The sequence below is a fragment of the Polaribacter sp. KT 15 genome (genome assembly GCF_900143115.1).
GTDB classification, from domain to species: domain Bacteria; phylum Bacteroidota; class Bacteroidia; order Flavobacteriales; family Flavobacteriaceae; genus Polaribacter; species Polaribacter marinaquae.
Window position 1 is genome coordinate 1,366,437 of record NZ_LT670850.1, and the last position, 14,611, is coordinate 1,381,047.

A 14,611-nucleotide genomic window follows, 5' to 3' on the forward strand; every position below is an offset into this window, starting at 1 on the left:
AAATTACTATTTATTGTTAACGAATTCACCTTAAAAAAGGTGAATTCGTTTTACTTTTTTAATCTTTAATTTTTCTTAATTTCTACTAAATCAAATCTAGTTTCTACATCACCTGCTGCCATAAAAAATCTAAGATTTTCTGTAGTTGCACCTGTTGTAAAAGTATAAGAAATTGGCTCGTAAGTAGAAGAGTTAGCACTTAAAGGAACATTCTCGTTTATAAATGCTGTATTATCATCTTTGTCTTCAATTAATAATTTACCAGCGTGTGTACCAGAAGATTTACTAACGTACCAAAATGAAACTACGTAACTAGTATTTGCAGAAACTAAAATTGTTTGATCTAAAAACTTAGATGTAGAATTTGCACTAATTTTAGCACCAGTTGTACCATCGGCAGGAGTTGGAGAACCAGAACCTGAATATGGACTAGATGCATTACCACCTCCCCAAACAGATCTATCATCACACTCGAAACTTGGACACTCAAAAACAGGAACTAAAACATCAACTACATCTACATCTAATGTAATTTCGTCTGTTAAATCGTTTCCATCTTTAGAAATTAACTTAACTGAATAAGTTCCTTCTCCGGCAGCATAAGTATATTCTGGGTTTGCTTCTGTTGATGTTCCTCCATCACCAAAACTCCATGTAAAATCTGAAGAACTTTCAGATAAATTTGTAAATAAAATTGTTTTAAAATCTCCTGTAGAAGCTACATAAGAAAAGTTAGCAGAAGGAGGTGTTAAATCTGGAATAGAACCTGTTTCTGGTAATTCATTTTCTTCACAAGATATAAAAGCTATTGATGATACTAACATAATGAGTAAACTCATTACGTTAGTAAATTTGTATTTTTTATTGTTTAATCTAATCATGATTATTTCTTTTTAAATTTTAAAATTAATATCCAGGATTCTGAGATAAAAGACCGTTGCTTAAACCAATTTCTACTTGAGGAATTGGTAATAATAAATCTGTACCTGTAAAACCTAATCCATAAGCATTAGAGAAAGAACTTAACACATTTTGTGCTTCTCCCATTCTTACTAAATCAAAAAATCTGTGATTTTCAAAAGCTAACTCTACTCTTCTTTCGTCTAATAAATCTTGTTTAGTAATCGGAGTAGATGCATCAATTGTTGGCATATTAGCTCTTGCTCTAACTGCATTAAAAGAATCTTTTGCTTCTTGAGAAGATGTTTCTGAAGATCCAGCCATTATAGCTTCAACATGCATTAATAAAACATCTGCATATCTTAATACAATCCAATCGTTTCCTGCTGATGTAGGGTCTTCTGAAGTTACAGGAATTCCTAAACTATCATCTCCGTTTGGCAAATATTTTACTACTTGGTATTGTCCTGCCTGACCAGAATCTTCTCTATAAGATAACGCTGTTCTGTCACCACCTAAAGCGTCTAAAGCTGCCTTTGCATCTAAAGTAACATAGTTTACACCGCTTGTTCTACCTACAGCATTTAACCATTCTGCAGAAAAATTCTGACTGTCATCATTAGAACCTGGTAAGAAACCTATAGAAAAAATAGTTTCTTTATTTCCTTCGTTATAAAATACATCTTTAAAGTCTGATTCTAAACCAAATCCTCTAGATGGATTCATTATAGATTCTAATAAGCTTTGTGCTTCACCATATCTACCTAAAGTTAAGTATACTTTGGCTAATAAACCTTCTGCACCTGCTTTTGATGCTCTATCTTTAAAAGTATCATCTAGATTTGCTACTGCAGATTCTAAATCGCTTACAATTAAATCGTAGATATTGCTTTGTGCTACTCTTGTAAAAGAAGTTTCTAAATCTAAAGGTGCAATTACTTTATCGATTAATGGAATGTCTCCAAATAAACGTACTAAGTTAAAGTAAGCATAACCTCTTACAAATTTAGCTTCTGCTTCGAACTGTGCGCTAGAGGCACCAGCAGCTTCTAAGTTTTCTAATACTAAGTTAGCTCTATAAATTACGTTATAGTAACTTCTATAATAATCTGCTACAATACCGTTTGTAGATTCTATTGTATAGAATTCAAACTGAGCAGCATCTCCTTCTTGACTCTTAGTTCTTGTATTATCACTTCTCATTTCTGTTACATAGAACTCTACTTGAACTCCATGGTTTAAACCAGAACCTGTGTCTTTTAAGGCGTTAAAACCTTGTATACCATCGTACATATTTATTACAGCTGCTTCTACTTCTGCTTCTGTAGTAAAGTATGCTTCTGCACTAATACCTGTTTTTAAGTCTGGTGTTAAAAATGTGTCTTCACATGAAGAAACAAATACAGCTACTACAAGTACAATTAAAAATTTAATTTGTTTCATAATATTATCTTTTTTAAAATTCATTGTTTCTTAAAACTCTACATTTAAACCTAAAGTAACAGTACTAAACACTGGCGAACCTGCTCTTTGGTAACCATAAGTTGTTGCACTTGTAGTGTTTATAGACTCTGGATTGAAACCTGTATAATCGCTTGCAGTTAAGTACATAAGGTTTTGACCAGATAGGTAAACTCTCATCTTAGACATTTTAATTTTATCTAAAATACTTCTGTTAAAAGTATAACCAATGTTTACATTTCTTAAAGCGATATAAGAAGCATCTTGAATAATATCATTTGTAAATATTTTTTGCTTAATAAACCCTTGGTTTGGTGTAGTAGAGATAAAGTCTTGACCACTGTTAAAGTGATTTAAGATGTATTGATCTCCCATGTTTCTAATTTCTGCACCATGACTTCCTTGAAACATAAAGCTAAAATCTACAGCTCCTACTTTAAACTCGTTAGATAAACTCCATACAAAATCTGGATAAGGATTACCTAAGATTGTCTTATCATCATCATCAATTAAACCATCTCCGTTTAAATCTTTTACGTAAACATCTTGCGCTTCTGCACCAATTGGGTGAAAAGGATTGCTTAAGAATTCTCTAGGAATATCTCTTTCTACTACCCATCCATAAAAAGATGAAATTGGGTTTCCTTCTAAATTAATCCATTCTGCAGCTCTTTTACCATCTACATTTTGAATTTGCCCATTAGAATCTGCAAAATCATTTAAAGTGTTTTTGTTTTTAGAACCTAAGAATGTAGAAGACCATTTAAAGTTTTCTTTAGAAATATTTCTAGTTCTTAACTCAACCTCGATACCACTATTTTCTACTTCACCTAAGTTAACTAATGCATTAGTAAAACCTGTAGTTGAAGATATTGGGTTATATAATAATAACTGATCTGATGTTCTTGAATAATAATCTACAGAACCTGTAAGAAAATTATTAAATAAACTAAAATCTACACCTGGGTTAAATTCTATTTGTCTTTCCCACTTTAAATCTGGGTTTGCAATATTTAAAGGATTTACAACTAAAGATGCATTTCCTTGAGAAACACCAGTTGTAGTATCATCTAAAATAGCTAAATAAGGATAGTTGTCTACTAAACGGTTACCTGTTCTAAAATCGTTATTACCAGTTACACCGTAACTAACTCTTAATTTTAACCTATTTACGATTTTACTATCTTGTAAAAACTCTTCATTATGTACATTCCAACCACCAGATAATGCTACGAAGTTACCGTACTTATTGTTTGGTCCGAAAACAGAACTACCATCTCTTCTAAAACTTGCAGAAGCTAAATATCTATCATCAAAAACATAATTTACTCTTGTAAAGAAAGATAATAATGTGTTTTCAAATTCATATTGATTTCTATCTGTTATACTTGCAGCAGCATTAATATAAGGTCTAGTATCATCTTCAAAAACAGAACCTTGTACACTTTCGAAATCTAACTTTGTTTTTTCTGCAGTAATACCAGCAACCGCACCTACATTGTGTTTACCAATATCTTTATTGTAAGATAAAATATTATCTACAACAATATGATAAGACTTAATCATTGTACTATCTAATCTAGATGCACTTGCACCGTTTCTGTTAGATTCTACACCTTGATATCTAGATTGTCTTGTTCTTGAATAATCTCCAGAAACTGCTGTTCTAAAGTTTAAATCATCATTAATTTTATATTTAGCATATAAACTTCCGAATAACTTTAATTTAAAATCTCTTCTGTCTCTTTCTAAAATTTTTGCTGCTGGGTTTGTATTAGAAGTATTACTAATATCGATACCACTACCAGTACTTGGTGCACCTGCAACTAAATCATAATCATCAAACATACGTTGTATTGCATAATCACCAACTTGAGCATCTGCGTATTTACCATTATCTCTAAATCTGTTAACAAACTGAATGTTATCTTCATCTAAATATACTGGCAACCAAGATGGTTGTCTTAAAATATCGTGTGTAGAACCATCGAATCTTCTTCTTTCATTATAAGAAGGATTAAAACGAGCACCTACAGTTAATTTTTTAGTTACATCGTATTCAATTTTACCATTAAAGTTATATTTCTTAAAATCATCTGTTAAAAGAACACCTTCATCATGTAAATAATTTAAGGCAACACTAAATTTTAATCTGTCGTTTCCACCACGAACACTAAATGCATGGTTTGTAATAGAACCACCATCAAAAATAACATCTTGCCAATTAGTTTGGTTACCTAATAATAACTTGTATTTAGTTTTATCTGTTAAACCATAAGTATAGTTTAATTCTTCTTGAGCACTACCTGTTACAGAACTATAGTATGCATCACTTTGTCTAGCCGTTTTATAACCAGTAAAAGTACTATAAGAGTATTTTGTTTTACCAGATTTACCACTTTTTGTAGTAATCATTATAACACCATTACCACCTCTAGAACCATAAATTGCACCAGAAGCTGCATCTTTTAAAACCTCAAAAGATTCTACATCATTCATATCCATAGATCCTAAGAAATCTGAATCTACAACAATACCATCTACTACAACTAAAGGACCTGAATTACCAGTAATAGAACCCGTACCTCTAATTCTAATTGTTGGCGCAGAACCTGCTTCTCCTTCTGTAGCCTGAATATTTACACCAGAAACTTGCCCAACTAAAGCATCATCTACCCTAGAAACTGCAATCTGATCTAATTTTTCATTTTTCACTTTAGAAATAGCACCTGTTAAATGACTTTTTCTTTGCGTACCATAACCTACAACTACAATTTCATCTAATGTACTTGCATCTTCTACTAATTGTACATTAATTGTTTTTTGATCTGTGAAAGTTACTTTCTTTGTAACAAACCCTAAATAAGAGAATTGAATTACATCTCCGCTTTTCACTTTAACTTGATAGTTTCCATCAAAATCGGTACTTGTTCCTGTTGTAGTCCCGAGAACAATAATGTTGGCACCAAGAATTGGCTCGCCATCTGTTTTGGACGTAACATTTCCTTTTACTGTAACACTCTGTTGCGCATAGTTAACCGCACTTAGTAAAAGCATTGCAATAAATACTAACTTAATTTTTAAGTTCATAGTTAATTGTATTTGAATTAATTTGTTTAATTAAATATTTCTTTTAGAGATTTTGGTAATACATTTTAAGAATAAATACTGCTATATCTAATCATTAAAACTTGAAAATTATTACTGAATTTCCAAAAGAAATATTCATGGTTTACCAAACTGGTTTACCAAATTGGTTTACCAAATATACCCTATTTTTTGAATTAAACAAAATTTTGTTAAAAATTTCACAAAAACCTCAATATTTAGGGCTTTTTTTATCTATTTAGGATTCTTTATCACTAAAGTATGAAGGACCATCACCTGTTAAGAAGTCTTCTCTAACGGGACTAAACGTATCTATTAACTGTCCTTCTTCTAAACAAACTGCACTATGTAATAAATTTGGCTCAATGTAAACACCATCTCCAGCTTCAACTATTTGCTTTACACCATCAATTTCAAATTCGAACTTTCCCGACACACAATATGTAGCTTGTGTATGAAAATGTTGGTGTGGCGCACCTAAAGCTCCTTTTTCAAACTTCACACTTACCATCATAATTTGATTATCGTAACCTAAAAATTTTCTAGAAACTCCTCCACCAAGTTTTTCCCACTCCATGTCTTTTGCTACAATGTACTTTTCGCTAAATCTTTTCATTTTTATTTGTATTTATTTTGCTTTAATTGAAATAATAAGAACCAGACCATTTATAATTCTTATTGTTAATTGTTAAATTGTGTTTTGCTTCTTTTGAATTGTTTTTATTTGCTGTGATAAACAATTTTACATTACCGTTTATATTAATAATCTCAATTGCTGTATATTTATCTGTATCTAAAAGTGTTTTTATTGATTTTATACTAGTTTTAGAGTTTACTGCAGATTCTGACACCGCACTATAACTTCCGTGAGATTCTATTACAGAAACAAATGTTCTATTTTTAGCATTTTTAGTTCTTAACATTAAAGCCGGATCACGACGTAAATTAAATTCTGGATCGTTAGCACCTATTCTAGTGAATAGTAATTCGTCTTTTGTGTTGGTAATTGTAGTTAACGAGTAAAATTTATTATTGTTAAACCATGAAAACCTAGTGTTTTCTTCTGATGCTTTACCTGAGCCTTCTAAATATAAATGCTGATAACCATTTTTACTTCCTAACGGTTTTAGAGTTTCAGGTGAATTGTATTCAAAATTTGTTTGTAATACTTGTCCGAAATAATAAAAAGGAAAATCATATTGATTCGCTGTCGCGGATGTGACCTTCATAATATCAAGCATATAAGGCTTTTCGAAATCTTTGTCTTTAATAATAGCCATTGTACGCAACATTGTAGTTCCTGGATAAGCATTTTTTTCGATAGCACTAACTACTTGTACATTTTTATCATCCGAAGAAAAATAATTCAAATCAGAATGATGTAAACTTCCTATATCGTATTTACCTTTAAAATGAGAGGTTTCATTTTGAGTAACTGTATTATGTGCAATGGTTTGTTTTGCCCAGGTTTTGTTTTCTTTTAGGTAATTTCCGCCTCCTTTTTGTTCGATATTTACAAAACGTGATAATCCGTAATCTTGGATAACTTCTTCTCCATTTTCATATAACGAATATGACAATTTATCATAATGTCCGTGACTAGAACCTTGTGCTGCATATTTAAAAACAAGTTCTAAATTTTCGTTTCTCAAAATACCCACACCACCTTGTTTTCCTTCAGGACCATCGGATAAGTTGATAGATTTTTTAGTGAACGTTTTTTCTTTTCCGCTTTTGATGCCAAGAGCTACTGCCAAACCAGAATCGTCTAACAATACTTTATTTTGTTCTTTAGCAATTGATAACAAACCAGGATCTTGATTGCCAAAATGATAAGACACATCTACAGCTGTTACCAAAGCATTTGTGTAATAAGACATTCCTTTTTGACCATCGTTTAATGGGAAAAACTCACCATCTGCATCAGATAAATTTAATAGTGCATTTATAGATTTTAGAAGTACACCTTCTTTATACTCAAAAATTTTAAGTTCTGGTTTTACATTATGTAATGCTTCTGCAAAAACCAAAAACGGATACATTGCATAACGCTGATAATAAGGTCCTTCATTATAATAACCATCTGGCGAAAAAGGCTCTTCTATATTTGCTAAAAAACCTGCTTTTCCGTCTTTGTTTAAAAAACCACCATCGTCATCTTTTTTATTAGCATCTAATTTTAAATCTTTAATTCCGTATAAAGCTCGATTGATTAATTCATCGTCATCCATAACCAAACCAATCATTCCAACAGCAGCATTTCCCCAAGTACTGTGATTGTGCACACGTTGGTAAAACTGCGGACTATCCACAGAAATGTGATCTGCAAATGGTCTAAATAAATTTGTTTCTAATTTGTTTCGTTCTTCTTCCGTTAGGTAATTATAGATACAATCGTAAGCCTGACTTACATATACCAACCAATTAGAATCGTTTAAACATTGCCAAAATAATTTTCCTCTTGCATAAGATCTTGTTTTGGGATGTAATGGCAAAGTTTTATACAACGCTTCATATTCCATTAGCATGTCTTTTACATACTTGGCATATTTTTCGTCATCTAAAATTTGATATAATAAACCTGCTTTTTGAAGTATAAACCAGTTTTTTTTATGTCTTACATGCGTGTAACCACCGGAATAATCTTTAGGAATTGGCACATTGATTCCGGCTTTAATTTGGGCATCAACTTCTTTTTTTACTGCTTCTAAAGATTTATCGAAAATAGGAATAGTTCCTAACTGAGCTCTTATATCTTTAACACCTTTAGCAGTTAAAATAAGTTTAGGATGTTCTTGAGAGGATTCAGTTTTTAAAGAATTTTCGCCAACTGCATTCTTTTTATTGTTACAAGAAATAAATCCGAAGATTAAAAGCGCTATAATTAAATGAAAATTAAAATATTTTTTCATGACAATATACTGGTTTACCAAATTGGTTTACCAATATATGAATAATATTTTAGTTACAAAAATAGCGCTCTCTAATTCTAATTTTACACCTTGTTACTTTACATGTTATAAACACCACCGTTTATATCTAAAGTTGCGCCTGTAATAAAACCATCGTACTCAGAAGCCAAAAATAAAACGGCTCTTGCAACATCATCTGCATTACCAGCTCTTTCAATAGGAATACCAGCTATTGTAGCTGCTGCAGACTCTTTTGTAGTATGTGTATTGTGAAATGAAGTTCCTAAAATTAAACCCGGAGCAACAGCATTTACTTTTGTACCTTGAGGTCCAAACTCTGTTGCCAAAGCTCTTGTAAATGTTAATATTGCACCTTTACTTGTAGCGTATGCTAAAGACCCTGGATGACCACCTTTACGACCCGCAAGCGATGCTAAATTAACAATACTACTATTTGTGTTTTTAGCTAAATAAGGACCTGCAGCTCTTGTAACTAACATCATAGATGTCATGTTAATATCCATTACTTTATACCAAAAATCAGTTTTTAAATCTTCTAATAAATTACGTGCAACTAAAGACCCAGCATTGTTAATTAAAATATCTAAACCACCTAGGGCTTCTACAGTTTTACCAACTACATTGTTAGCTTCTTGTTCTTTTGTTAAATCACCACTAACAGCTACAGCTTTTACGTTATTTTTTACAGCATAAGCTACCAATTTATTTGCAGTTTCTGAACTTGAAAAATAATGAATAGCAACGTTTGCACCGCTATCTATAAAATGTTTTGTAATCGCTTCTCCAATACCTTGTGCACCAGCAGTAACTAATACATTTTTTCCTTTTAATTTATTATTCATATTACTTTTTTTAATCGTTTTTAGTAAAATAACCTTCGTTAGAAACAGCAGTCTCACTTACTGAAATACTTGCTGATTTAAACCAAACCTCTGCATAATTTCCGTCTGCATATTGTTTTCCGACATTTCCGTTATGAGTTTCTGCACCAGAACACCAATTTTTATTCACCTCTGGAGATTTACCGTTTGTTTGATTATATGCTCCTAATTTAAAAAAACAACCTTCGTCTGTATAAGCATCTTTACGCTCGACACCATCTTGACCAATTGGCACAAAAAGTTTTTGAGTTTGCTCTGGAATATCTTTTTTTGTGGTGTACTCAGATTCAATCAAATTTTTTGTGAACGTTTTTGTTTCATGGCCTTTGCTTGTAAATGTCAATTTCATTATTCCGTCTTTTACCTCAACTTCATAACTAAACTCTTCACCCAAAGCGATACCTTCTTTTGGTTCATCTGGATATGTATTTGCAGTTTCGCCAACTACAGAAAAATCATTTCCCCAAACTGCTGTAGAAAAATCCCATCTCCCAGCATTGTCTTCTCCGGCAGTATTAATTTCATAATGCCAAAAAACAGAACCTTTTGTATGACCAGGAAATTTTTTATAAAAAATCTTAAGTGGTTCATTTTCATGCTTGTCAGCACTATGAATTTGACCAACAACAACAGCATGCGAAGCCGCAACTCTAGCATCACCAGTGGCAGAAACATTCATCACTTTTAGAGTCGCTGTTAATTTATCGTTTGCAGTTTTTGGATACCACTTTTTTGCTTGTGCCAACTCCGTTCTTGTGTTGTTTGATGTACCGTGAGTATCACCAGCATTTGGCGCTTTAAAAACTACCCAATCTGTACCGTTTTCCTTTGTCGTATAAAAGAAGTCTTTATTTTCAAAATTATTTGCAAAACCAACATTAGAACCATCTCCTAAAATTAATTTCCAATGATCAAAAAACGGAATAACCTCACTTGCATATACCTTTTTTTGCACATCATTTACACCTTGTTTTTTAGTTTCTTTTTTACAACTATTTAATGTAAGTAGGAGTATACATGCAATTAAAGATCTTGTTATATTTTTTCTATTAAACATATTTTAAATTTTTTAAATTAAAAGTTACTTAGTTCCTATTAAAAATATTCTGTTAACGCTATAATTCCGTTATAAGAAATGATGCATGCGAAAAGTAGCGATGCAAACAAACCAATGTTAACAAACAAACTGGTTTTATAGTTTTTCATTATTTTTTTGTTATTCACCATAATGATGATTCCTAGAATTACAAGTGGCAACACAAAAACGTTAAATACTTGTGATAAAATTTGAATTTCTATCGGATTTGCACCAAAAGCAGGACCAATTAAAGCAACTAAACAAGCAATAAAAGTGATGATTCTAAATTGTTTAGAATTGGTATCTAACTCACCTGATTGATAATCTGCAATTAATAATGGTGCGATTAATAAACACGGAAATATTGAAGATAATCCAGCACTTAAGGCTCCAAAAAAGAAAATTGTAACAGCCCATTTACCAGCTACTGGCTCTAAAGTATTTGCCATATCTAAAACATGTGTTACTTCTTTACCTTCGTAAAATAAAGCACCTGCAGAAACTGCCATAATAACACCACTTATTATAAAAATTAAAATTGCTGCTGTAATAGAATCCTTTTTTTGTTGATCTAAGTTATTAATCGTCCAACCTTTTCCTTTAACAAATAAGGGTCTTGATAAAAAAGTTGCAGAAGCCATAGTTGTACCAACAAAAGCTGCTACTAACATTTTTCCTCCTGGAACATCTGGTATTTTAGGGATTAAACCCTTAACAACATCTAATGGCAATGGTTGTACAAAACATAATGACAACACAAAAGACAAACCCATTAAGGTTACAAAAATGACTAGTATTTTTTCGAAAAAAGTATACTTCCCAACTAACATTAATAAATAAAAAGTAATAATAATTACAATTGCTGTTATTAAAACGGTTTCATATTTATAACCACTTAATCCATCAAAATTGACAGCTAAAATCTCGTAGATAATATTAGATGAGATTCCTAAAATTCCCATTAAAGAATTCCATTGACCAAAGGTGATACCAACAATAATTAATATCGCTAATGCTTTACCAAATTTTAAATGTTTTTTGAATCCGTAAAGTGCAGTTTCTCCTGTTATTAGACCATAATTTCCGTAGGCAAACATTAAAATTCCAGAAAACAAACAACTTAAAAACAATACCCAAAGTAAATCCATATTAAACTTACTTCCTGCAACAATCATAGAGGTAACACTACCTGTACCTATAGTATAACCAATAGCAAAAATACCAGGTCCGAAACCTAAAATAATAGCAATAATTTTTTTAAGAAATGATTTTTTTTTTGTGCTTTCGTCCATAATAGTAATGCGTTGGTTAGTTAATTTTGTTAGTTCCAGTTAGTATGATGTGATGTTCCCGAATCATCATCCAATCTCAAATAAGTATGCGCACCAAAATAATCACGTTGTGCCTGTATTACATTTGCCGAAGCGTAAGCTGTAGTAATTCCGTTAAAAAACTGAATAGCTTCACTTAAAGCTGGTGTTGTTAAATCATTTAATAAACATTCTGAAACTACTTTTTTAGCCGAAGGTTTAAATTGTTTCAATGAATTGATTAATTCTTCATTGGTTAAAATATTTGTTGTTTCTTTAAAAACAGTAACCAATTCTTCCATCAACATTGATCTTATAATGCAACCATTTGTCCAAATTCTTGCAATTTCACTTAAATTAAGATTCCATTGAAATTTGTTTGAAGCTTCTGCAATCAATTTAAATCCTTGATAATGGTTTATAATTCTAGCAAATTGATAAGCTTCTAAAATCTGGTTAGTTGTAATATTTAATTCTGATGTGCTTTCTGTTTTAAAAAATGAATTCAACTGAAGTCTTTCTTCTTTATAAAACGAAATATATCTTGAAAACAACGCTGAACTAATTAATGTACTTGGCACACCAAGTTCTGCGGAAGCGATAGTAGTCCAATTACCTGTACCTTTATTTCCTGCTTTGTCTAAAATCTTTTTCACCAACCAATCGTCACCTTCTTTCTTTTTGAAAATAGTAATTGTAATTTCTAACAAGTAACTATTCGCATCGTTTTTAAAGGATTCTAAAGTATTAGAAATGGCATCAGGATTTTGACCTAAATTTTCTAAAATAGTTGTTACTTCTGCCAATAATTGCATCTCAACATACTCAATGCCATTATGCACCATTTTTATAAATTGTCCACTTCCTTCTGGTCCAACATAAGTACAACATGGCAATCCGTGTTTATCTTTTGCAGCAATAGTTTCTAAAAAAGGAGCGACTTTATTGTAAGCTTCTTTGTCTCCACTTGGCATAATTGAAGGTCCTTTTAAAGCACCTTCTTCTCCACCAGAAACACCAGTTCCAATAAAATGAATGCCTTTAGATTTTAAATAATCGTAACGTTCTTTCGTTTTTTTATAATTAGAATTTCCGCCATCAATAATAATATCATTTTTAGATAAATGAGGCAGTAAATCTTCAATCACATAATCAATTGTTTTACCAGCATTTACCATTAGCATAATGCGTCTTGGTTGCTGTAAAGAATTTACAAATACAGAAATATCATCAAAAGCTTCCGCTTGCGATAATTCTGGATATTGTGCTTTGAAATTTTTAGCGACATCAACCTCAACATTATCAACATGTCTGTTAAACATCGAGATTTTAAATCCGTTATTGGCTAAATTTCTGCACAGGCTTTTTCCCATAACACCTAAACCAAACAATCCAAATTCTGATGTTTTCATTATATGCTGTTTTATTTTTTTAATAATTTGTTCTGGTGTGAAACTAATATCAATAGAAATTGCATTTTCAGGATTTTCTAAAGTTTCAAATTGTGTTTTTAATAATGCTGAAGGCATAAAATGGTTTGCCCTATTTTGCATTCTTGCATAAATCTGATCAAAGGTTCCTGTTAAATGAATCCATTTTGTTTGATTTTGAATACCAAAACTTAATGTATCGCGATACTTTTGTTTTAACGCAGAACAGACAATTACACAACTATTGTTTTCGATTTGTTTTTTCGCCAAATCGTTTAAAGTCCCTAACCAACCTTGTCTATCCTCATCATTTAAAGCTTCTCCATTAGACATTTTTCTAATATTACTTTCCGGATGAAAATCGTCTCCATCAAAAAAAGGAATCTCTAATTCTTTAGCCAATAAGTTTCCGATAGTGCTTTTACCGCAACCAGAAACTCCCATTATAAATACAACTGTATTCAAAATGCTATTTATTTGGTGCTGTTGCCTCTCCTACGGTTGCAGTTTTAAACCAAACTTCGGCATAACTTCCGTTTTCGTATTGTTTAGCAATATCTCCACCATAAATTTCTGATTTTGTCGATTTATAGTTTGCTTGGTTATAAGCACCTTGTTTAAAGTAATTAATCTCGCCAGCATAAGCGATAGCTCTTTCAACACCTCCACCTTTTTCTCTATTTGCATAAACGCGTTTAACTTGTTCTGGCACAGCTTCTCTTGTTGCAAATTCCGATTTTATCAAACTTTTAGTAAATGTTACCGTTTCATGACCTTCACTTTTAAAAGTTAAATACATGATACCTTTATAGACGTTTACCTTGTAACTAAACTCTTCATTTAAAGCAATACCATTTTCTGGTTCTTCAGGATAACTAGTTGCATCTTTACCAACTACAGAAAAATCGTGTCCCCAAACTGCTGTAGAATAATCGAATCTTCCAATATTATCTCCTTCTGTATTGATTTCATAATTCCAAAATACAGAACCTTTTGTATGACCTGGAAATTTCTTGTAATAGATTTTTAAAGGTTCGTTTTCATGACCTTCGTCACTATGAATTTGCCCAACAACAACCGAATATGACGAAGCTGCTGTAGCATCACCTGTAGTTGATACGTGTTTTACTTTTAAAGTACCTGTCAGTTTTCCGCCTTCTTCCGGAATCCAATGTTTTTTTTCACCTAACTCTGTTCTTGTATTGCTAGAAGTTCTAGAAGTTATACCAGAATTTGGCGTTTTATAAACAACCCAATCTGTATTATTTTCAGTCTCTACATAGAAAAAACCATCTTTTTGAAAACCTACTAAATCTTCAGATTTTGTTCCGTCTCCTAAAAGGATTTTCCATTTATCCATAAACGGAATGACATCGCTTGGTGCTTTTTTAATAGTATTTGTAGTTGAAACAGCACTAGATTCTTGTTTCTTTTTTGATTCGTTTTTACATGCAACAATTGTTAAAATTGCTACAATTATAAGAGGTAGTTTTTTCATGAAAAATTATAT

General features: G+C 31.6%; 10 protein-coding genes. All 10 read right to left on the reverse strand.

Annotated elements, in window-relative coordinates:
- Positions 1 to 65: 65 nt before the first annotated feature.
- The 10 genes from B5464_RS06140 to B5464_RS06185 all read right to left on the reverse strand — a co-directional run bounded on the left by B5464_RS06140 (position 66) and on the right by B5464_RS06185 (position 14,599).
- Complete coding sequence (locus tag B5464_RS06140) at positions 66 to 881, reverse strand: PKD domain-containing protein (RefSeq protein ID WP_079737643.1); 816 nt, start codon at positions 879 to 881, stop codon at positions 66 to 68.
- 25 nt (positions 882 to 906) lie between these two features.
- Positions 907 to 2,343, reverse strand: coding sequence for a RagB/SusD family nutrient uptake outer membrane protein (locus B5464_RS06145; protein WP_079738986.1), 1,437 nt, complete (start codon positions 2,341 to 2,343; stop codon positions 907 to 909).
- Between the two features lie 30 nt (positions 2,344 to 2,373).
- A complete protein-coding gene (locus tag B5464_RS06150; protein WP_079737644.1) occupies positions 2,374 to 5,451 on the reverse strand; it encodes a TonB-dependent receptor in 3,078 nt (1,025 codons plus the stop codon).
- A gap of 256 nt (positions 5,452 to 5,707) precedes the next feature.
- A complete protein-coding gene (locus tag B5464_RS06155) occupies positions 5,708 to 6,085 on the reverse strand; it encodes a cupin domain-containing protein (protein ID WP_077810519.1) in 378 nt (125 codons plus the stop codon).
- A gap of 22 nt (positions 6,086 to 6,107) precedes the next feature.
- The gene (locus B5464_RS06160) at positions 6,108 to 8,381 is read right to left on the reverse strand and encodes an alginate lyase family protein (RefSeq protein WP_079737645.1); all 2,274 of its coding nucleotides are present in this window, start codon (positions 8,379 to 8,381) and stop codon (positions 6,108 to 6,110) included.
- 98 nt (positions 8,382 to 8,479) lie between these two features.
- Entirely contained in the window at positions 8,480 to 9,244 is a 765-nt protein-coding gene (locus tag B5464_RS06165; RefSeq protein ID WP_079737646.1) for an SDR family NAD(P)-dependent oxidoreductase, read from the reverse strand.
- A 10-nt stretch (positions 9,245 to 9,254) separates the two neighbouring features.
- Complete coding sequence (locus B5464_RS06170; protein WP_079737647.1) at positions 9,255 to 10,340, reverse strand: polysaccharide lyase family 7 protein; 1,086 nt, start codon at positions 10,338 to 10,340, stop codon at positions 9,255 to 9,257.
- A gap of 38 nt (positions 10,341 to 10,378) precedes the next feature.
- Complete coding sequence (locus B5464_RS06175; RefSeq protein WP_079737648.1) at positions 10,379 to 11,653, reverse strand: Nramp family divalent metal transporter; 1,275 nt, start codon at positions 11,651 to 11,653, stop codon at positions 10,379 to 10,381.
- A 29-nt stretch (positions 11,654 to 11,682) separates the two neighbouring features.
- Entirely contained in the window at positions 11,683 to 13,566 is a 1,884-nt protein-coding gene (gene gndA, locus B5464_RS06180; RefSeq protein WP_231963661.1) for an NADP-dependent phosphogluconate dehydrogenase, read from the reverse strand.
- A gap of 4 nt (positions 13,567 to 13,570) precedes the next feature.
- Positions 13,571 to 14,599 carry a polysaccharide lyase family 7 protein gene (locus tag B5464_RS06185; protein ID WP_079737650.1) on the reverse strand — a complete coding sequence of 343 codons (1,029 nt, stop codon included), beginning with the start codon at positions 14,597 to 14,599 and terminating at the stop codon, positions 13,571 to 13,573.
- Positions 14,600 to 14,611 lie beyond the last annotated feature (12 nt).

Excerpts from the sequence above, each read along its gene's own strand:
- B5464_RS06150 (WP_079737644.1), bottom strand. The coding sequence starts at position 5,451 with ATGAACTTAAAAATTAAGTTAGTATTTATTGCAATGCTTTTACTAAGT.
- B5464_RS06145 (WP_079738986.1), bottom strand. The coding sequence starts at position 2,343 with ATGAAACAAATTAAATTTTTAATTGTACTTGTAGTAGCTGTATTTGTT.
- B5464_RS06155 (WP_077810519.1), bottom strand. The coding sequence starts at position 6,085 with ATGAAAAGATTTAGCGAAAAGTACATTGTAGCAAAAGACATGGAGTGG.
- B5464_RS06175 (WP_079737648.1), bottom strand. The coding sequence starts at position 11,653 with ATGGACGAAAGCACAAAAAAAAAATCATTTCTTAAAAAAATTATTGCT.
- B5464_RS06170 (WP_079737647.1), bottom strand. The coding sequence starts at position 10,340 with ATGTTTAATAGAAAAAATATAACAAGATCTTTAATTGCATGTATACTC.
- B5464_RS06160 (WP_079737645.1), bottom strand. The coding sequence starts at position 8,381 with ATGAAAAAATATTTTAATTTTCATTTAATTATAGCGCTTTTAATCTTC.
- B5464_RS06140 (WP_079737643.1), bottom strand. The coding sequence starts at position 881 with ATGATTAGATTAAACAATAAAAAATACAAATTTACTAACGTAATGAGT.
- B5464_RS06165 (WP_079737646.1), bottom strand. The coding sequence starts at position 9,244 with ATGAATAATAAATTAAAAGGAAAAAATGTATTAGTTACTGCTGGTGCA.
- B5464_RS06185 (WP_079737650.1), bottom strand. The coding sequence starts at position 14,599 with ATGAAAAAACTACCTCTTATAATTGTAGCAATTTTAACAATTGTTGCA.